Source organism: Crossiella sp. S99.2 (assembly GCF_023094165.1).
Classification (GTDB): Bacteria; Actinomycetota; Actinomycetes; order Mycobacteriales; family Pseudonocardiaceae; genus Crossiella.
Genome location: NZ_JALMDK010000002.1, coordinates 398,747 through 418,317, shown reverse-complemented (window position 1 = coordinate 418,317; position 19,571 = coordinate 398,747). Strand labels below are relative to the sequence as shown.

Below are 19,571 nucleotides of genomic sequence, written 5' to 3'. Positions count from 1 at the left end.
GCCGGTCCGATGCCGCATACTGGGAGGAAACATCCGAGGTGTGTACCGGCTCGCGAAACGGGGGTGGCAGTGGCCGTCACCGATGACGCCATTTTGCGCGTCAAGGAAATGATCGTCTCCGGCGAGCTGAAGCCGGGTGACCGGCTGCCCAGGGAGGCCGATCTGGCCGAGCGGCTAGGGCTGTCCCGGAACTCGCTGCGCGAGGCGGTGAAGGCGTTGTCGCTGGTCCGGGTGCTGGATGTGCGGCAGGGCGATGGCACCTACGTCTCCAGCCTGCGCGCGGACGAGCTGCTCGGCGCGCTCAGCTTCGTGCTGGACCTGCATCGCGGCGAGGAATCCGTGCTGGAGGTGCTGGAGGTCCGCCGGGTGCTGGAACCGGCCTGCGCGGCCATCGCGGCGGTGCGAATCGACGAGAAGGACATCGCCGCGCTGCGCGAGCTGTGCGAGGAGACCGAGCGCTCCGACTCGGTGGAACGCCTGGTCGAGCTGGATCTGGAGTTCCACCGCCGGATCGCCCAGGCCGCAGGGAACGCCTACCTGGCCCAGCTGCTGGACACCCTGGCCGGACCTACCGTGCGGGCCCGGATCTGGCGTGGCATCGCCCAGGGCGGCGCGGTGGACCGAACCGTGGCCGAGCACCGGGCGATCGTGGACGCGCTGGCCGCGCACGAGCCGGAACTGGCCCGCTCCTGGTCAACCGTGCACGTTGCCGGTGTCGAGCAGTGGCTGCGCAACCTCGGATGACTGCTCGATCGCGTACACCCGGCGGGCGGTGTCGCCGAACACGGCGGCCCGTTCGGTCGGCGTGAGCCGATCGGTCAGTACCTCGGCTGTTTCCAGCACGGTGGCGTACGGCGCGGCCAGCAGGCAGACCGGCCAGTCCGAGCCGAACATCACTCGTTCGGGGCCAAACGCGGCCAGCACCACCTCGGTGTAGGGGCGCAGCTGTTCGACCGTCCACTGTGCCCAGTCGGCCTCGGTGACGAGTCCGGACAGCTTGCAGGTCACGTTCGGCAGCGCGGCCAGCGCCCGGAGATCACTCGCCCACGGCTCCAGCTCGCCACTGGCGATCGGCGGCTTCGAGCAGTGGTCGAGCACGAAGGACAACTCCGGCAACGCCTTGACCGTCTCGATGGCCGCGGGCAGCTGGTGCGGCAGGGTGAGCAGGTCGTAGGAGAGTCCGGCGGCGGCCACCGCGGCCAGGCCGCGGCGCACCTCGGGGCGGCACAGCCAGCGCGGGTCGGCCTCGCCCTGCACCTGGTGCCGGATGCCACGCAGCCACCGGCCGCCGTGGCCCGCCCGCAGCCCGGCCAGGGTGTCGGCGATGTCCGGGGCGGTCAGGTCGGTCCAGCCGACCACCGCGGCCACGATCTCGGATGCCTCGGCGAAGACCAGGAACTCCGGGGTCTCCTCGGCCACCGTGACCGTCTGCACCAGCACGGTGGCCCCGATGCCGGTGCCCGCGGTGACGTGATGCAGGTCGGGCAGGACGAAACTGCGGTCCAGCGGGGCCATCGCCGGCCCGGTGATCCAGTCCTGGGCGCGGACGGAGAGGTCCCACAGGTGCTGGTGCGCGTCGATCCTCATCCGTCCTCGCCAGGACCGGAGACGTCGGCGGCCAGCAGGTCCCGTTCGCGCAGCTCGGCCCACAGCGCGGGCGGCACCGGATTCGCCACCAGGTCGGCGTTCTGGCTCATCTGCGCGCCGGTGCGGGCCCCGATCACCACCGAGGCGATCGCCGGATGGCCGAAGGCGAACTGGATGGCGGCCTGCGGCAGCGTGACACCGTGCCGCTCGCACACCGCGGCGATCGCGCGGGCCCGGTCCACCAGTTCCGGCGGGGCGTCGGCGTAGTTGTACTTGGCGCCCACCGGGATCTCGTGCCGGGACAACAGGCCCGAGTTGAACACGCCCGCGGCCAGCACGGACACCTTGCGCTCCAGGCACAGCGGCAGGAACTCGGCCGCGGCGGGCTGTTCCAGCAGCGAGTAGCGACCGGCCAGCATCACCACGTCGATCTCGGTCTCCCGGATGAACCTGGCTGGCATTTGCCACTGGTTCATGCCGACGCCGATCGCGCCGACCACGCCCTGGTCGCGCAGTTCGGCCAGCGCCGGGAAGCCCTTTCCGGCAGCCTCGGCCCAATGGTCGTCCGGGTCGTGCAGCAGCACCACGTCGACCCGGTCAAGGCCCAGTCTGTCCAAAGAGGACTCCAGCGAGCGGCGAACGCCGTCGGCGCTGAAGTCCCACACCCTGCGGTGGGTGGCCAGCACGTCGAAGCCGTCGTCCAGGTCGTCGCCGCCGGGTTCGTACTCGGCGAGCAGGCGGCCGACCTTGGTGGAGACCACGAACTCCGCCCTGGGGAGCCCGGCCAGCACCGCGCCGAGGCGGCGTTCGGACAGGCCGAGGCCGTAGTGCGGCGCGGTGTCGAAGTAGCGCACCCCAGCGGCCCAGGCGGCGCGGACGGCGTCGTAGGCGTCCACGTCCGGCACCGCGCGGTAGAGGTTGCCGATCGGCGCCGCGCCGAAGCCCAGCGCGGTCACCGGCACGGTGGTTCGACCGAGGGTGGCGGTCCTCACGGCAGCTCCCAGACGAGTCGGATGTCGGGTTCGGCGCCCGAGTAATCGTCGGACACCTCCAGCAGCTCGGCCATCCGGGCCTGCCAGGGCACGCTGGCCGGGTGCTCGCGCAGGTGCGCGCGCATGGCCGCGTAGTCATCGCAATCGACCAGGTGGAACAGGTCCTGTCCGCTGCGCCAGATCCGCCACGAGCGGACCCCGGCCTCGCGCAGCGCGGTGTCCAGCTCGGGCGGGATGATCGCGTGCACCCGCTCGTACTCGGCCTCCATGCCCGGCTTGAGCCGGGTGTGCAGCACCGTCTCCATCAGGTTTGCGCCTTTCCACTGGTGACCCTGGCCAGCATCAGCGCGCCGAGGATGACCGCGCCGTAGACCGCCTGGATCCAGAACGAGGGCACCTGGGCCGCGGTGAGCAGGTTGTCCACCACGCCCAGCAACAGCACGCCGGTGAGCGCGCCGAACAGGGTGCCCTTGCCGCCGTCCAGGGAGATGCCGCCGATGACCGCGGCGGCGAACACGGTGAAGATCATCCGGTCGCCCTGGCCCGCGCTGAGCGCGCCCACGTACCCGGTCTGGATGAGTCCGCCGATCGCGGCCAGCACCCCGGCCACGATGAACACCGACCAGGCGATCCGGTCCACCCGGATGCCGGCGGCGCGGGCGGCCTGGGCGTTGCCGCCGATGGCGTAGAGCGCGCGGCCGATCCGGTGGTAGCGCAACAGGAAGCCGGCCACCAGGTAGGCCACCCCGGCCAGCCACACCGAGATCGGCAGGCCGAGGAAGGTGTTGGTGGCCAAGGCGAAGAAGGCATCCGGCATCTGGAACAGGGTCTTGCCCTCGGTGGAGCCGACCAGCAGGCCACGCAGGATGATCAGCATCGCCAGCGTCACGATGAACGCGTTGAGCTGGAGCTTGACCACCAGGAACCCGTTGAACAGCCCCACGATCGCGCCCACCACCAGCACGGCCAGGATGGCCAGCCAGGACGGCAGCGGGCTGTCGAACCAGCCGATGCCGCTGGCCGCCGGGATGGCCAGCAGCGCGCCGATCGCGGGCGCGATGCCCACGGTGGACTCCAGGGACAGGTCGAACTTGCCGGTCAGCAGCACCAGGGTCTCCCCGAGCACGACCAGGGCCAGGGCGGCCGAGGCGCCGAGCACGGCGATGAGGTTGTCGGTGCTGAGGAACCGGTCGTTGACCAGTCCACCGATCAGCACCACCACCGCGAGTGCGGGCAGCAGGGCCAGATCGCGCAGCCTTGCCAGGCGGATCCGTTGGGGGGCGGCGGTTTCAGTCGCCATCGAGTTCTACTCCTTCGATGGAAGCCACGAGTTCGCCATCGGCCCAGCCCGCCGGGTGTTCGGCGGCCAGGACGCCGGCGCGCATGACCAGCACCCGGTCGCACGGGCGCAGGTCGTCCAGCTCGTCGCTGACGATCAGCACCGCCTTGCCCTCGGCGCGGACCCGGTCGGCCACGGCCAGCAGGGCCTGTTTGGACTTGACGTCCACCCCGGCGGTCGGGTTGATCATGATGAGCACCTCGGGATCGTTGGCCAGCGCACGGGCCATCACGACCTTCTGCTGGTTGCCGCCGGAGAGGTCGCTGACCGGCTGGTCCGCGTCCTTGGCGACCACGCCGTACTCGGCGATCGCGGTGGTGCCCTTGCCACGCACGGCCTTCGGCGGGGTGAACCCGGCCGGGCCGAGCCGGTCGAGCACGCTCATGGTGGCGTTGTCGCCGATGGACATGCCCAGCACCAGGCCCTGGTCGTGCCGGGACCTGGGCACGCAGCCGATCCCGGCGTGCAGCGCGGCCAGCACGTCGCCCGGTGTGAGCGGGGCGCCGGCCACCTCGACCGCGCCCGCGTCCGGTTTCCGCAGCCCGTACACGGTTTCCGCGACCTGGTGCTTGCCGGAGGCGTTGCTGCCAGCCAGGCCCAGCACCTCGCCGCGGCGCAGCCGGAAGGAGACGTCGGCGAAGCCGGCGCCGCTCAGCCCGCGCACCGCCAGCGCGACGGAAGCGTTGTCCGGCAACGGTTCCCGCTCGGCCCCGTCGGCCACCGCGAGACCACCGGACTCGCCGGTCATGGCGTCCACCAGCTGGCTGCGAGAGAGGTCGCCGACCGGGGCGGTGACGATGTGCCGGGCGTCGCGCAGCACGGTCACCGCCTGGCAGACCTCGTACACCTCTTGCAAGTGGTGGGAGATGAACAGGAAGGTGACCCCGGCGGACTGGAGCTGGTGCATACGCTCGAAGAGCCGGGCGATGGCGTGGCTGTCCAGTTGCGCGGTGGGTTCGTCCAGGATGATGAACCGGGCGCCGTAGGAGAGCGCGCGGGCGATCTCCACCAGCTGCCGCTGTTCCACGTCCAGCTCACCGGCGAGGGCGTCCACCGAGACGTCCACGCCCCAGGCGGCGAGCAGGTCGGCGGCTTCCCGGCGCAGCGCGGACCAGCGGATCACGCCGCGGCGGCTGGGCTGCCGGTTGAGGAAGAGATTCTCCGCCACGGTGAGTTCCGGGATGACCGTGGAGTGCTGGTACACGCAGGCCACCCGCTGCCGCCAGGCTTCCCGGTCGGCCACCGGCGGGGCTGGTTCGCCGTTGAAGGCGACCGTGCCACTGTCCGGTTTGGACAGTCCAGTGAGGACGGACACCAGAGTGGACTTGCCTGCCCCGTTGCGCCCCACCAGGGCGTGCGACTCACCGGGGCGGACGGTGATACCGACGTCGTGGAGCGCGGTGGTGGGGCCGAAGCGCCGGGTGATGCCCAGCGCTTCGACCACCGGCGCGGCGGGTGCGCTCACAGCTGGTTGCCCCACAGCGCCTTGTCGTCCACGTTCGCCTTGGTCACCAGCGGCGCGGGCAGCTGGTCCTCCAGGATGCCGGGCCGGACCTCGACGATGGTGCTGCCGTGGTCGGTCGGACCGGCCTTGAAGGTCTCGCCGGCCATCGCCTTCTTGATCCAGTACATGCCGTACTTGGCGTAGGCGTCCGCGGGCTGGGACACGGTGGCGTCGATCTCGCCCTTGCGGATGGCCTCGAACTCCTGCGGGATGCCGTCGTTGCTGACCACGACCACGTGCCGCGGGTCGCCGACCGGGTGCAGCAGGTTCTTGCGCTTGAGGGCCTGCAACGTCGGGGCCAGGTACACGCCGCCCGCCTGCAGGTACACGCCCTTGACGTCCGGGTTGGCGGTGAGCAGCGACTCCAGGCCGGAGGATGCCTTCTCCGCCTTCCACTCCGCGGGCAGGTCCAGGATCTGGATGCCGGGGAACTTGCCGGTCATGCACTCGCGGAATGCCTCGGAGCGGTCCCGGCCGTTGACCGAGGCGAGGTCGCCCTGGATCTGCACGACCTTGCCCTGCTTGACCTTCTCGCCGATGTGCTCGCAGGCCTTGGTGCCGTAGGCGCGGTTGTCCGCGCGCACCACCATGGCCACCTTGCCGCTCTCCGGGGCCACGTCCACCGCGACCACCGGCACGCCCTTGCGGTCGGCCTGGGCCAGTCCGGCGACCACCGCCGCGGAGTCCAGCGGGGTGACCACCAGACCCTTGACGCCCTGGTTGAGCAGGTTGGTCATGTCGGTGATCAGCTTGGCCGGATCGCTGTTGGCGTTGACCGTGGGCAGTGCCTGCACGCCGGCCTCGGTGGCCATCTTGGGCACGTAGTTGTTGTATGCCTGCCAGAACGGCGAGGTCAGCAGCGGCACGGTGGCGCCGACCTGACCGGTCCCGCCGGAGTTCTGTTGCCCGCCGGGGCTGTTCGTGGTGCCACAGCCCGCCAGCACGGTGGTGAGCACGACGGCGGTGGCCGCGAGGTTGCGGACGTGGGAACGCACCACGGTCCTCCTTGACTCGGTGGTGGAGATGATCTCAACTGGGCTGCGGCCGCAGCCGCAACCCGTGCATCCCGCCGTCCACGGCGAGCACGGTGCCGACGGTGGCACCCGAAGCGGGTCCGGCGAGGTAGGCGATGGCGTTGGCCACCTCGTCGGCGGAGACCAGGCGGCCGGTGGGCTGGCGCGCCGAGAGCGCGGCGCGTTCGGCGGCCGGATCGGGCGCGGCGTCGAGCAGGCGGCCCACCCAGGGGGTGTCCACGGTGCCCGGCGCCACGCAGTTGACCCGGATGCCCTCGCGCACGTGGTCGGCGGCCATGGCCAGGGTGAGTCCGTAGACCGCGCCCTTGCTGGCCGAGTACAGCGCGCGCTGGGGCAGTCCGGCCCAGGCGGCGATGGAGCAGGTGTTCACGATCGCGGCGGCCGGGGAGCGGCGCAGGTGGGGCAGCGCGGCCCGGCTGACCCTGGCCATGCCGACCACGTTGATGTCCAGCACCCTGGCCCATTCCTCGTCCGGGTTGGCGCCCACATCGCCCTGGGCGCCGATGCCGGCGTTGTTGACCAGGATGTCGATCCGGCCGAACTCGGCGAAGACCGCGTCCATGGCGGCCACCACGGTGGCGTCCTCGGCGACATCGCAGCGCACGCCGAAGAGGGGTTCCGGGACCTCGGGGTTGAGGTCCAGGCAGGCGACCTTCGCCCCGCGCGCGGACAGGGTTCGCGCGGTGGCCAGGCCGATGCCGGAGGCGCCGCCGGTGATCACGGCGACCAATCCGTCGAACTCGGTGCTCATCGGGACAACTCCGTCCACTCAGGACCGTCCGGGTAGCGGAATCCGTGCAGGGTGGCGGGTTTCATCTCGGCGGAGAAACCCGGGGTGGTGGGTGTGCGGTAGCGGCCGTCGCGCACGATGGCCGGGTCGGCGAAGTGCTCGTGCAGGTGGTCCACCCATTCGATCACCCGCCCCTCCAGAGATCCCGAGACGGCAACGTAGTCGAACATCGCCAGGTGCTGCACCAGTTCGCACAGTCCGACTCCGCCGGCGTGCGGGCAGACCGGCACGCCGAACTTGGCCGCGAGCAGCAGGATTGCCAGGTTCTCGTTGACCCCGCCGACCCTGGCCGCGTCCAGTTGCAGCACGTCGATGGCCCCGGCCGACAGCAGCTGTTTGAACATCACCCGGTTGTGCACGTGCTCGCCGGTGGCCACCTTGATCGGGTGCACCGCCTCGGCGATGGCCCGGTGGCCGAGCACGTCGTCCGGGGAGGTGGGCTCCTCGATCCAGTACGGCCGGTAGGGGGCCAGCGCCTGCATCCAGGCGATCGCGTCGGCCACGTCCCAGCGCTGGTTGGCGTCCACCGCGATCGGGTAGTCCGGGCCGACCACCTCGCGGGCCAGCTTCATCCGGCGCACATCGTCGTCCAGGTTGCCGCCGACCTTGAGCTTGATCATCCCGAAGCCGTCCTGGACGGCCTCGCGGGTGAGCCGGGTGAGCTTCTCGTCGCTGTAGCCGAGCCAGCCGGGCGAGGTGGTGTAGGCCGGGTAGCCCTCGGCCAGCAGCTTCTCGATCCGCTCCGCCTTGCCGGCCTGGCCCTGGCGCAGGATCTCCAGCGCCTGTTCGGGGGTGAGCACGTCGGTGAGGTAGCGGAAATCGACCAGGCTGACGATCTCCTCCGGGGTCAGCTCGGCCAGGAAGCGCCACAGCGGTAACCCGGCGGCGCGGGCGGCCAGATCCCAGGCGGCGTTGACCACCGCGCCGACCGCCATGTGCACCACGCCCTTCTCCGGGCCCAGCCAGCGCAGCTGTGAATCGCCGATCAGCCGCCGGGACAGCGCGCCCAGTTCGGCCGCGGTGGTCGGCGCGGGCGCGCCGACCAGGTGCGGGGACAGCGCCTGGATGGCGGCGGCCTGCACGTCGTTGCCGCGGCCGATGGTGAAGGCGAAGCCGTGGCCGACGGCGCCGTCGTCGGTGCGCAGCACCACGTAGGCCGCGGAGTAGTCGGGGTCGGGGTTCATCGCGTCCGAGCCGTCCAGCTCGAGCGAGGTGGGGAAGCGGACGTCGAGCACGTCCACCGCGGTGATCAGGGGCATGTCAGGCCTGCCCGAAACTCTGCCGCTGACGGCCGAGGCCCTCGATCTCCAGCTCCACCACATCGCCCGCCCGCAGGTAGGGCTTGGGCTCGGCCTGGCCGAGGGCCACGCCGGCCGGGGTGCCGGTGTTGATCAGGTCGCCGGGCCGCAGCACCAGGAACTGGCTCAGGTAGCGGATGCACTCGGCCACCGAGAAGATCATGTTCTTGGTGCTGCCGTCCTGCCGGGCCACGCCGTTGACCGAGAGCTTCAGCGCCAGCGACTGCACATCGCCGACCTCGCTCGCGGGCACCAGGTACGGGCCGAGCGGGTTGAAGGTCTCGCAGGATTTGCCCTTGTCCCAGGTGCCGCCGCGCTCCAGCTGGAACTCGCGTTCGGAGACGTCGTGCGAGACCGCGTACCCGGCCACACAGGCGAGTGCGCTCTCGTGGTCCTCCAGGTACCGGGCGGTCTTGCCGATGATCACACCGAGTTCGACCTCCCAGTCCGTCTTGACCGAGCGGCGCGGCACCAGCACCTCGTCGTACGGTCCGACCAAGGTGTCCGGAGCCTTCATGAACATCACCGGCTCGGCCGGCAGCTCGGCCCCGGTCTCCTCGGCGTGGTCGCGGTAGTTGAGGCCGATGCAGACGATCTTGCCGGGCTGCGCGATGGGCGGCCCGACCCGCAGGCCGGAGCCGTCGCCGGGATCGGCCAGCACCGGCAGCTCGCCGGCGGCCAGCGCCGCGGCGGTGCGGGCCAGCCCGTCGGCGGCGAGGAAGGCGCCGGTGATGTCGACGGTCAGCGGGCGCAGGTCATGGAGCGTGCCGTCGCCGGCACGCACCGCGGGCGCCTCGCTGCCAGGGTCGCCAAGCCGCAAGAGCTGCACGGTGTCACTCCTCGTCTTCTCCGGAGTCATCCCCAGACATCGGATGTATATCGACAACTTAGCCGAGTGTCTAGTGCCCCTGGCAACCCTCACGTCGAATGAACGGTAAACACCTCGGATGAATAAGCGCAGTCTTGCCCTGCTCAGCCTCGCCGCGCTGCTCTGCGCCGGTGGCGCGGTGCCAGCGGGGGCGCTGGAAGAGCCACTACTCGCCCCCGGCCTGGGCAAACCCCGGGTGGGAGCGCCGCCCCGGATGGGCGCCACCACGCTGGCCGGCCGGTCCGGCCCGGTCACCGCCTTCGTGGAACTGAGCGGGGCCCGCGCCGGGGAGCAGGTGGTCAGCCGGCTGCGGACCAGGGACGCCCGGTCCCGGCTGCTGCGCCGGACCACCGCGGTGGCCGGGTTGCTGGTCCGGGCGGAGGCGGCGGCCCTGCGGGAGCTGGCAGGCTCGCCCGAGGTGCGCTCGGTGCGCCCGGCCACCCGGCACTTCCGCACCAACGCGGGCGCGGGCCCGCTGACCGGCGCGGTGGCCGCCTGGCAGCGCCTGGGCGCGCTCGGCGAGGGCGTGCGGATCGGCATCGTGGACGACGGCATCGACTACACCCACGCCGACTTCGGCGGCACCGGCTCGTTCGCCGCGCTGGACCCGGCCAAGGCGGATCCCCGGTCCTTCCCCACCGCCAAGGTGATCGGCGGCGTGGACCTGGCCGGGGACGCCTACGACCCGGTCCGCGGTGTGCCGCCCAAGCCCGATGACAATCCGCTCTCCTGCGGCGGCCACGGCACGCACGTGGCGGGCAGCGCGGCCGGGTTCGGTGTGCGCAAGGACGGCACGCCGGTCACCGACCACCGGGACCTGGACGTCGGCGGCCTGCGGATCGGGCCGGGCGCGGCGCCGAGGGCGAAGCTGTACGCGATCAAGGTGTTCGGCTGCGAAGGCGGCACCGACCTGGTCACCGCGGCCCTGGACCGGGCCCTGGACCCCAACGGCGACGGCGACCCTGCCGACCGGCTCGACGTGGTGAACCTGTCCCTGGGCAGCGATTTCGGCGATCCGGACAGCCCGGAGGCGCTGTTCACCCGCAAGCTCACCGCGCACGGCGCGCTGGTGGTGGCCTCGGCGGGCAACGGCGGCGACCTCTACGGCGCGGGCGGCTCCCCCGGCAACACCCCCGAGGCGCTCACCGTGGCCAACAGCCGGGACGCCTACCTGCTGCGCGACGCGGCCACCGTGCTCGCCCCGCAACCCCTGGCCGGGCAGCGGGCCGGGCAGTTCAGCATCAGCTACCCCGGCTACGCCAAACTCGACCTGACCCGGCCGGTGCTGCCGCTGCCGGACAACCCGGACGGCTGCCGCGAGTACTCCGCCGCGGAGACCGCCGCGGTGCGGGACAAGCTGGTCTGGCTGGACTGGGACGAGGACGCCTCCCGCCGCGCCTGCGGTTCCGCGCCACGGGCCACCTGGGCGCACGCCGCGGGCGCGGCCGGGGTGCTGCTGTCCTCAACGGTGGACGATTTCACCGCCGGGATCAGCGGGGTGCCGGAGATCCCGGTGTTCCAGTTCACCGCGACCAGCGGCGCCGGACTGGCCGAGGCGGCCAAGGCCGGGACGCTGCGGGTGCGGCTCTCGGGCGAGGGCCGCAACGCGATCCCGGCCAGCAAACCCGAACTGACCGACACGATCAGCCCGTCCTCCGCGCGCGGCGTGCATTTCCCCGCGGTGAAGCCGGATCTGGCCGCGCCGGGCGAGACCATCGCCTCGGCGGCCAGTGGCACCGGCAGCGGCGTCTCGGTGCAGACCGGCACCTCGATGGCCGCCCCGCATGTGGCCGGGCTGGCCGCGCTGCTGCGGCAGCGGCGGCCGGACTGGACCCCGGCGGAGGTCAAGGCGGCGCTGATGAACACCGCGGGCGCGGACATCCGGCACCAGGCAACGGTGACCGGTCCGCGGCGCAGTGGCGCGGGCCGGGTGCAGGCCGTGGCCGCACTGGAGACCCAGTTGCTGGCCTACGCCGCCGAGGCTCCCGAGGCGGTCAGCGTCACCTTCGGCGCGGTGCCCGCGGAGAAGCCGGTCTCGTTGTCCCGCAACGTGATCATCCGCAGCAAGGGCGGTGCGCGCACGGTGCGCACCAGCTACGCCGCGGCCACCACCATGCCCGGCGCGCGGATCCGGGTGGAACCGGCTTCGGTGACCGTCCCGGCGGGCGGATCAGCGCAGGTCAAGATCACCCTGGACGTCGAGCCGGCGGTGCTGCGGCGCACCCCGGACCCGACCGTCGCACTCACCCAGGACGGCCTGCCCCGGCAGTTCCTGCCCGATGTCTCCGGCCGCCTGCTGCTCACCCCCGACAGCGGCCCCGCCCTGCGGGTGCCGGTGCACGCCGCGCCGAAACCGGTGGCGCACAACGGTCTCGAACTACTGCGCAGTGGCGACCGGCGGCTGCTGCGGTTCACCGGCGACGGGCTGAACCAGGGCGCGGGCAGCCTCGGCTACCGCTCGCTGGCCAGCGTGTTCGAGCTGCACGGCAGCTCCGACGGCGAACTGCGGCACGTCGGCGCCACCAGCACCGCGCCACTGGAAGGCGTCCGCGGGATGCTCGGCTTCGGCCTGGCCGCCAAACGGGACTGGGCGCTGCTCGGCGGCACGGTCACGCCGTACGTGGAGATCAGCACCACCGGCGACGCCCGGCCCGAGTTCCGGGTCCTGGCCACCCGGGTGCCCGGCACCGACCTGCTGGTCGCCCGCACCGACGACCTGACCCTGCCCGAGGGCCCGCTGACCGTGGACGTCCAACCGCTGAACGGACTCGGCGGCGACACCGACGCGAACCTCTACGACAGCAACGTGATCGTGCTGCCGGTGTCCCTGCTCGCCCTCAACATCGCGCCCGAGGCCAACTCCGCGCCGCTGAGCTACGTCGCGGGCGTGCAGGGGCCGTGGGGCGATGGCGAGATCAGCACCCCGATGGCCTTCGATCCGTTGCAGCCCAAGGTGTTCACCAAGGGTTCCGGCGCGCCGTCGCTGGTCTACGCTGCCCAGCCCGGCAACAGCCTGATCCTGCAACAGCACGGCGTCGGCTGGCCGGACCTGCTGGTGCTGCACCACCACAACGGCAGTGGCGCGCGAGCGCGGGTGCTGCCGTCAGCGTGAGCGGTGCGGGCGGATGTCCACCGCGCGCATGCCGGCCCGCCCGGCCGCGTACAGCCCGCTCTCGGTGTCCTCGAACACCAGGCAGCGGGCGGGCACCGCGCCGAGCACGGTGGCGGCCAGCAGGAACAGGTCGGGGGCCGGTTTGCCGCGCATGACCTGCTCCCGGGTGATCAGCACGTCGAACAGCCCGCGCAGGCCGGTGGCCAGCAGGATGGCCTGCGCGGTGCCCCGGCTGCTGCTGGTGGTCACCGCGGTGGGCACCCGGCCCTGCGCCCAGCGCGCCATCGCGACCACCCTGGGCACCTCATGCACCTCGGCCAGCCTGCCCAGCACCGCGCGCTGGATCTCCTGCTGCAGCTCGCGCAGGGGCAGGTCCCTGGGCAGCACACCCCGGTGCACCAGTCGCGCCGCCCAGTCGGTGAACGCGATTCCCTCCGGTTCCCCGGCCGTGGCGGGCACACTCAACCCGTGCCGAGCGAAGACCTCCCGCAACGCGGCCCGGTGCACCGCGTGCGAGTCGACCAGCGTGCCGTCCAGATCGAAGACCAGTGCGTCGAACGAGCGATGCCCCGGTAGTAGCGGTGGCACATCCATGTGGAACACGGCAGCCGCCCCCTGTTCCTCCCCAGGAAATTTTCTGTTAATTGTTGTCCAGTTTGCCACTCAACCGGAAAACTATCTACAACTCCAGCCATCGAATCGAGCGGGTGACGATGAACTTCCTCGGCGTGGACACCGGCGCGACCACCACCAGGGCGTTGCTGATCTCCGACACCGGCGCGCACCTGGGCACCGGGCGGGCCGAGGGCGGCAACCCCAACGCGCACCCGCCGGGAGTGGCCGCGGCCCGGGTCGCCCAGGCCGTCGGCCAGGCCCTCGGCGGTAGCGATCCGGCGGCGGTGGGCGGCCTGGTGGCAGGCATCGCCGGGGTGGCCAAGATGGCCGACCCCGCGGTGCGCGCACTGTTCGACGCCGCACTCCGCGCCACCGGGCTGACCTGCGAGATCCGCGTGGTGGCCGACTGCGAGGCGGCCTTCGCCACCGCCGCGGCCACCGGCGAGGGCACCGTGCTGGTCGCGGGCACCGGTTCGATCGCGGCCCGGATCTCCGGCCATCAGATGGTGGCCACCGCGGGCGGCTTCGGCTGGCTGCTCGGCGATGAGGGCTCGGCCTACTGGCTGGGCCGGGAGGCGGTGCGGGCCACCCTGCGCCGGGTGGAGGCGCACGAGGACCTCGGCCCGCTCGGCGCAGCGGTGTTCGCGCACGCCGGCCTGACCCCGGATCCGGACCAGGTGCGGGCCCGGCGGGCGCTGATCACCGCGGTGAACGCGGAATCACCGATCCGGCTGGCCGGATTCGCCCCGACGGTCACCAGCACCGCCAGGGACGACCAGGCCGCCGCGGACATCGTGGAACGCGGCGCCCAGCACCTCACCGCGATCGCGCTGGCCACCCGCACCGCCGAGGACACCAGCCCGGTGGTGCTCACCGGCAGCCTGGTCACCGCGGACACCCCGGTCGGCGACCGGGTCCGGGCCGAACTGACCCGGCGCGCGGGCGGTCCGGTGCAGGTGGCCGCGGACGGCACCATCGGCGCGGCCTGGCTGGCCGCACTCCAGGTGATCACCGATCCGGCGGCCGCACAGGCGTTGCACCACAAGCTCAGCCAGGCGTGACCTGCTGCTCCGGCGTCCGGGGGTGCCGGATGCCGGGGTGGCCCGCCGGCAGCACCCGGAACAGCACCCAGCCGCTGACCGCAACGCACAACGCCACCAGCGGCCAGCTCAGCGCCACCCTGGACACCCCGAGCGCGATCACCGCGTCGATCCACCACAGCGAGCTGAACACCACGATCCGCACCAGGTACTGGCCGACCCAGACCCAGCTGGCCAGCCGGTAGGCGCGCAGCAGGTCGGGATCGCGGCGCCAGCGGGTGCGCTGGCCCAGCGCGGTGCCGACCACCACGCCCAGCAGCGGCCAGCCGATCACGATGCTGACCAGCCAGGCCAGTGCGCTCGCCACGTTGGAGAGCAGCTGGACCAGGAAGAAGTCCGCGGCCCGGCCGGTGTAGAGGGCGACCAGCGCGGCCGCGCACACCCCGAGCATGCCCAGCAGCACCGCGCGCGGCCGGTCGCCCTTGCTCAGCCGGTAGCCGGCGATGGCCAGCCCGATGACCAGCGCGACCGCCGAGCCGATCCAGATCGATTCGTCGGAGAGCAGCCAGCCCACCACGAACGCCAGTGGCGGCAGGGTGGCGTCGACCGCGCCGCCCCGGCCGCCGAGCAGGGCGCCGAGGGACTCCTGGCCTGCGACCGGGCGGGAATCGGCGGAGGGTTCCACGGGTACCAGCCTGCCTCATCCAGCGCCCAGATCCCACCAAGAAGTGAGGCGAACCTAAGCCGGTGCAGGTGGAAGTGGATGTTGCCTGTTTCGGTAAGGAACGTTACAAACGGATGCCAACCGTTGACCGGGGTGAGGGCGGTCACTACGGTGACCCGAAATCGTCTGGAAAGTTAACAGACAGGAGGGTCATGCGAGCCGGTAGCCCGCGACTGCTGCGCGAGATCAACGATCGCGCGGCCATTGACGCGTTGCTGCGGCACGGCGCCCTCACCCGGTCCGAGCTGGAAGCCCAGATCGGGCTGTCGAAACCGGCTACCGCGGCACTGCTGACGAGACTGGAGACCGAGGGCGCCGTGGTGCGCGCCGGGCTCCGCGGCGGTGGCCGGGGGCCAAGGGCCCAGCTGTGGACCGTCAACGGCACGCTGGCCAGCGTGGCCGCGGTGGACCTCACCCCGCGCGGGGTGGACATCGCCATCGCCGACATCACCGGCCAGCTGCTGGCCGAGCACCACACCGCGCTGCCACGCGGCGGCCACGAGGCGGTGCTGACCTCCTTCCAGCGCGCGCTGGCCGCCGCGGCGAACCGGGCCGGGGTGGACCCCAGCGCGCTGTGCCAGGTGGTCATCGGCGCGCCCGGCGGGGTCAACCCGGTCACCGGGCACCTCGGTTTCGCCCCGCACCTGCGCACCTGGGAGGGCTTCGACGTGCCGGGCACGCTCACCGAGCTGCTCGCGGTGCCGGTGACGGTGGAGAACGACGTGAACCTGGTCGCGCTGGAGGAGATGACCTCCGGCCGGGCCGGGGACGTGCAGGACTTCGTGCTGATCTGGATCAGCGCCGGACTCGGCTCCGCGGTGGTGATCAACCGGCGCCTGCTGCGCGGGGCCACCGGTGGCGCCGGCGAGATCGACTCCATGCGGGTGCCGGACCGGGCCGCCGCGGACACCGGCGTGGACCGCGGCGGCATCCGGCTCGGCGACCTGCTGGCCACCGGCTCGGTGGTCAAACTGGCCAGGGCACACGGTTTCAGCGCCCGCAGCGGCGCGATCGCGCTGCGCAAGGCGGTGGACGCGGGCCCGGACGGCCAGGCGTTCCTGCTCGACCTGGCCCGCCGCATCGCCACCGGGGTGGCCGGGGTGGTGAGCGTGGTCGACCCGCAGCTGGTGCTGCTGGCCGGCGAGACGGCGCAGGCAGGCGGCGAGGCGTTCAGCGCCATGGTCGCCACCGAACTGCATCAACTGGTCACCCCACGAACTCCGGTGCGCACCTCGCTGGTCACCGGGAAACCGGTGCGCTCCGGCGCACTGCACGCGGCGCTCGCCCTGGCGCGGGAAGAGGTATTCGGACTCGTCGCCGCCACAGCCGATCCGTTTCGCGGGCTGAAAAAGCCCGCCGGTGCAGCTCCGGGCCCCCGACGGCCTCCGCTGCGCGCTCGACACATTTCCCCGACCGCACACTGAAAAATCCAGGAGTTCGCATGCGCAAGACCTCTCGCGCGGTCCTGCTCAGCGCCACGGCCGCGGCAGCCGCGCTGCTCGTCTCGGCCTGTTCCGGCGGAGGCGGCACCCAGGGCGCGCCCGGCGCGGCGCCCGGCAAGGACGACAAGCTCTCGCTCACCGTCTACAGCAACTTCGAGGGCCGCGAGTACAAGGCGGTCACCGAGGCGCTGAACCGGATCAAGACCCGGTTCCCCAACTTCGAGGTCAAGCACGAGGGCACCCAGGACGACGAGAAGATCACCGGCGCGATCCGCGGCGGCAACCCGCCGGACGTGGCGATCTCCTTCTTCACCGACAACCTGGGCCAGTTCTGCTCCTCGGGCAGCTTCCAGAACCTGCAGCCCTACATCGACCGGGACAAGGCCGACCTCAACGTCATCCCGAAGGCCGTCCGGGACTACACCGAGTACAAGGGCAACCGGTGCTCGATGCCGATGCTCACCGACATCTACGGCTTCTACTTCAACAAGGACATGTTCGCCAAGGCGGGCATCACCGAGCCGCCCAAGACCACCGACGCGCTGCTGGAAGCGACCAAGAAGCTGACCGAGTTCAACCCGGACGGCTCGATCAAGGTCGCCGGCTTCATGCCGCTGATCCCGCACTACCGCAACCAGGCGCAGAACTGGACGCCGATGTTCGGCGCCCGCTACCTGGGCACGGACGGCAAGTCCAACCTGGCCAGCAGCCCGGAGTGGAAGGAACTGTTCGAGTTCCAGAAGAAGCTGGTCGACTTCTACGGCTACGACAAGATCGAGAAGTTCCGGGCAGGGCTCGGCCAGGAGTACTCGGCCGACCACGCCTTCCAGAAGGGCAAGCTGGCCATGATGATCGACGGTGAGTACCGCACCGCGTTCCTGGCCAACGAGGCCAAGGAGATCAGCTACGGCACCGCGCCCGCGCCGGTCTCGCCGAGCAAGCCGGAGCTGTACGGCGGCGGGTTCGCCACCGGCACCATCATCGGCATCCCCAAGGGCGTGAAGAACCCGGGCGCCTCCTGGGAGCTGGTCAAGCAGATGTCGCTGGACACCGACACCCTGGTGCAGCTGTCCAACGCGATCAAGAACATCCCCACCACCGAGGCATCCATGAAGGACCCGAAGCTGGAGATGACCCCGCAGTTCAAGACCTTCATCGACATCTTCGGCTCCGGCAAGCTGTGGTCCAACCCGGCCACCCCGATCGGCGACGCGCACCTCAAGGCGGTCAACGACTTCGCGGAGAAGTGGCAGGCCGGCAAGGTCACCGATCTGCCCGGTGAGCTGAAGAAGGTCGACGCCCAGGTGGACGACGCCCTGGCGCAGAAGGCCGGTAAGTAGTTCCATGACCGCCACGCTTGAGCGCGCGAGCGCCGCGCGACCTGCCCCCAGCCAGGGGCGGGTCGCGCGGCGGCGCCGGAACTTCCTGACCGTCCTGGGCTTCATGGCCCCGGCGATCATCGGGTTCGCGGTGTTCTTCGGCTACCCGCTGATCGCCACCATCTACTTCTCCTTCACCAGCTACGACCTGATCAACGCACCGGAGTGGCTGGGCTTCGGCAACTACATCCGGATGTTCACCAGCGAGCCGCTGGTGCTCACCGCGATGTACAACACGGCGTGGCTGGTGGTCGTGCTGACCACCTGCCGGGTGTTGTTCGCCCTCGGCGTGGCCATGGTGATCTCGCGGCTCAAGAGCGGGGTCGGCCTGGTCCGGACGCTCTGCTACCTGCCCTCGCTGGCCCCGCCGGTGGCGGCCACGATCACCTTCGCCTTCCTGTTCAACCCGGAATTCGGGCCGGTCAACAAGTTCCTGCGGTTCCTGGGCATCGACGGCGGACTGTGGTTCTCCGACCCGGAGATGGCCAAGCCCGCGCTGACCATCCTGGCCCTGTGGGGCTCCGGCGAGCTGATGATCATCCTGCTGGCCGCACTGCTGGACGTGCCGCAGGAGCAGTACGAGGCGGCCGAGATCGACGGCGCCGGGCCGGTGCGCAAGTTCATCCACATCACGCTGCCGACGATCTCGCCGGTGCTGATGTTCAGCATCGTCAACTCGGTGATCTTCGCGCTGCAGTTCTTCACCCAGGCCGTGGTGGCCGGTTCGGTGGCCTCCGGTTCGGCCGAGGTCGCGGGCAACGCCAAGGACATCGGCTTCCCGCAGAACTCCACCCTGACCTTCCCGGTCTGGCTCTACGTCCAGGGCTTCCGCTACTTCAACATGGGTTACGCGGCGGCCATGGCGGTCCTGTTGTTCATCGTCTCCTTCATCTTCACCGCACTGCTGGTGCGGCAGATGCGTCGAGCCTCGCACGTCGAGGAGGGCTCATGACCACCGCGACCGCCACGCGGCCCGCGCCACGCCGGGGACGCAGGCCAGTCAAGAAGAACCCCACCGGGTCCTGGCAGAAAACGCTGTACTGGATCGCCACGCACAGCATCGGATTGGCGCTGGCGCTGGCCTTCTCGATGCCGATCCTGTTCGTCTTCCTGACCGCGGTGATGTCGGACAGCCAGGCGCTGTCCTCCAGCCTGTGGCCGGAGTCCTGGCATTTCGAGAACTTCTTCCGGGTCTTCGACAAGGTGCCGCTGCTGCAGTACACGGTCAACAGCCTGATGTACTCGCTGCTGGCCACCGCGGGCATGCTGATCTCGGCGATCCCGGCCGCCTACGCGCTGGCCCGGCTGAAGTGGAAGGGCCGCAACGCGGTCTTCCTGCTGGTGGTCGCCGCGATGATGCTGCCGCCGCAGGTGGTGGCGGTGCCGCTGTACGACATGTGGGTCAAGGCCGGGCTGACCGGCACGCTGTGGCCGCTGATCGTGCCGTACTTCCTCTTCGACGCCTTCAGCGTGTTCCTGCTGCGCCAGTTCTTCCTGACCATCCCGCAGGACTACATCGACGCGGCCAAGATCGACGGCTGCAACGAGTTCACCGCGGTGTGGCGGGTGCTCATCCCCATGTCCCGGCCGGGCATCGCGGCCACCGGGCTGTTCTGCTTCCTCTACACCTGGAACGACTTCTTCGGCCCGCTGATCTACACCGGCGAGAACAAGGACAACTGGCCGTTGTCCCTCTCGCTCGCCTCGTTCCGGGGCCAGCACGCCGTGGAGTGGAACCTGATGATGGCCGCCACCGCGATGATCATGATCCCGGCCATCGTGTTGTTCCTGTTCGCGCAGAAGTCCTTCGTCCGAGGGATCACCTTCACCGGAGTTAAGGGTTAACG

Annotated in this window: 18 protein-coding genes; 7 read left to right on the top strand and 11 right to left on the bottom strand. The window is 71.1% G+C overall.

Translation table 11 applies throughout. The features are described from left to right. The first annotated feature begins 69 nt into the window (after window positions 1–69). Window positions 70–744: a FadR/GntR family transcriptional regulator gene (locus MZC64_RS08470; protein WP_247761477.1), complete on the top strand. Its 675-nt coding sequence runs from the start codon at window positions 70–72 to the stop codon at window positions 742–744. Here MZC64_RS08470 and MZC64_RS08465 read toward each other — a convergent pair. The 9 genes from MZC64_RS08465 to MZC64_RS08425 are packed head-to-tail and all read right to left on the bottom strand — an operon-like array spanning window position 694 to window position 9,373. Next, complete coding sequence (locus MZC64_RS08465; RefSeq protein WP_247761475.1) at window positions 694–1,587, bottom strand: amidohydrolase; 894 nt, start codon at window positions 1,585–1,587, stop codon at window positions 694–696. The two genes, MZC64_RS08470 and MZC64_RS08465, sit on opposite strands and share 51 nt — an antisense overlap. Further along, window positions 1,584–2,579, bottom strand: a complete 996-nt coding sequence (locus tag MZC64_RS08460) for an aldo/keto reductase (protein WP_247761473.1) — start codon at window positions 2,577–2,579, stop codon at window positions 1,584–1,586. Before MZC64_RS08460 ends, MZC64_RS08465 begins: the two co-directional genes overlap by 4 nt. Next, the gene (locus tag MZC64_RS08455; protein WP_247761470.1) at window positions 2,576–2,884 is read right to left on the bottom strand and encodes an L-rhamnose mutarotase; all 309 of its coding nucleotides are present in this window, start codon (window positions 2,882–2,884) and stop codon (window positions 2,576–2,578) included. Before MZC64_RS08455 ends, MZC64_RS08460 begins: the two co-directional genes overlap by 4 nt. Then, the gene (locus MZC64_RS08450) at window positions 2,884–3,879 is read right to left on the bottom strand and encodes an ABC transporter permease (protein ID WP_247761468.1); all 996 of its coding nucleotides are present in this window, start codon (window positions 3,877–3,879) and stop codon (window positions 2,884–2,886) included. Before MZC64_RS08450 ends, MZC64_RS08455 begins: the two co-directional genes overlap by 1 nt. Further along, the gene (locus MZC64_RS08445; protein WP_247761466.1) at window positions 3,869–5,383 is read right to left on the bottom strand and encodes a sugar ABC transporter ATP-binding protein; all 1,515 of its coding nucleotides are present in this window, start codon (window positions 5,381–5,383) and stop codon (window positions 3,869–3,871) included. The genes MZC64_RS08450 and MZC64_RS08445 overlap by 11 nt, the downstream gene beginning before the upstream one ends. Then, window positions 5,380–6,417 (bottom strand): sugar ABC transporter substrate-binding protein, encoded by a 1,038-nt coding sequence (locus tag MZC64_RS08440; protein WP_247761464.1) that lies wholly within the window; start codon window positions 6,415–6,417, stop codon window positions 5,380–5,382. The genes MZC64_RS08445 and MZC64_RS08440 overlap by 4 nt, the downstream gene beginning before the upstream one ends. Before the next feature lie 34 nt (window positions 6,418–6,451). Continuing rightward, window positions 6,452–7,207: an SDR family NAD(P)-dependent oxidoreductase gene (locus MZC64_RS08435; RefSeq protein ID WP_247761462.1), complete on the bottom strand. Its 756-nt coding sequence runs from the start codon at window positions 7,205–7,207 to the stop codon at window positions 6,452–6,454. Then, complete coding sequence (locus tag MZC64_RS08430; RefSeq protein WP_247761460.1) at window positions 7,204–8,505, bottom strand: enolase C-terminal domain-like protein; 1,302 nt, start codon at window positions 8,503–8,505, stop codon at window positions 7,204–7,206. The genes MZC64_RS08435 and MZC64_RS08430 overlap by 4 nt, the downstream gene beginning before the upstream one ends. 1 nt (window position 8,506) lies before the next feature. Then, on the bottom strand, window positions 8,507–9,373 hold the full coding sequence (locus MZC64_RS08425; RefSeq protein WP_247761458.1) for a fumarylacetoacetate hydrolase family protein: 867 nt from the start codon (window positions 9,371–9,373) through the stop codon (window positions 8,507–8,509). A 118-nt stretch (window positions 9,374–9,491) separates the two neighbouring features. Between MZC64_RS08425 and MZC64_RS08420 the strand changes: the two genes are divergently transcribed. Beyond that, a complete protein-coding gene (locus MZC64_RS08420; RefSeq protein ID WP_247761456.1) occupies window positions 9,492–12,524 on the top strand; it encodes a S8 family serine peptidase in 3,033 nt (1,010 codons plus the stop codon). Here MZC64_RS08420 and MZC64_RS08415 read toward each other — a convergent pair. Then, window positions 12,516–13,118, bottom strand: coding sequence for an HAD family phosphatase (locus tag MZC64_RS08415; RefSeq protein WP_247761454.1), 603 nt, complete (start codon window positions 13,116–13,118; stop codon window positions 12,516–12,518). The genes MZC64_RS08420 and MZC64_RS08415 overlap by 9 nt on opposite strands. A 119-nt stretch (window positions 13,119–13,237) precedes the next feature. Here MZC64_RS08415 and MZC64_RS08410 point away from each other — a divergent pair, with 119 nt between their 5' ends. Next, window positions 13,238–14,200 (top strand): N-acetylglucosamine kinase, encoded by a 963-nt coding sequence (locus tag MZC64_RS08410; protein ID WP_247761660.1) that lies wholly within the window; start codon window positions 13,238–13,240, stop codon window positions 14,198–14,200. Here the strand turns inward: MZC64_RS08410 and MZC64_RS08405 are convergent. Continuing rightward, complete coding sequence (locus MZC64_RS08405) at window positions 14,187–14,864, bottom strand: DUF3159 domain-containing protein (protein ID WP_308300975.1); 678 nt, start codon at window positions 14,862–14,864, stop codon at window positions 14,187–14,189. The genes MZC64_RS08410 and MZC64_RS08405 overlap by 14 nt on opposite strands. Before the next feature lie 191 nt (window positions 14,865–15,055). Here MZC64_RS08405 and MZC64_RS08400 point away from each other — a divergent pair, with 191 nt between their 5' ends. The 4 genes from MZC64_RS08400 to MZC64_RS08385 are packed head-to-tail and all read left to right on the top strand — an operon-like array spanning window position 15,056 to window position 19,569. Then, a complete protein-coding gene (locus MZC64_RS08400) occupies window positions 15,056–16,327 on the top strand; it encodes an ROK family transcriptional regulator (protein WP_247761453.1) in 1,272 nt (423 codons plus the stop codon). A gap of 17 nt (window positions 16,328–16,344) precedes the next feature. Beyond that, window positions 16,345–17,685 (top strand): extracellular solute-binding protein, encoded by a 1,341-nt coding sequence (locus tag MZC64_RS08395; RefSeq protein ID WP_247761451.1) that lies wholly within the window; start codon window positions 16,345–16,347, stop codon window positions 17,683–17,685. A 4-nt stretch (window positions 17,686–17,689) separates the two neighbouring features. Further along, complete coding sequence (locus tag MZC64_RS08390; protein WP_247761450.1) at window positions 17,690–18,676, top strand: carbohydrate ABC transporter permease; 987 nt, start codon at window positions 17,690–17,692, stop codon at window positions 18,674–18,676. Then, on the top strand, window positions 18,673–19,569 hold the full coding sequence (locus MZC64_RS08385; RefSeq protein WP_247761448.1) for a carbohydrate ABC transporter permease: 897 nt from the start codon (window positions 18,673–18,675) through the stop codon (window positions 19,567–19,569). Before MZC64_RS08390 ends, MZC64_RS08385 begins: the two co-directional genes overlap by 4 nt. The last annotated feature ends 2 nt before the right edge of the window (window positions 19,570–19,571 follow it).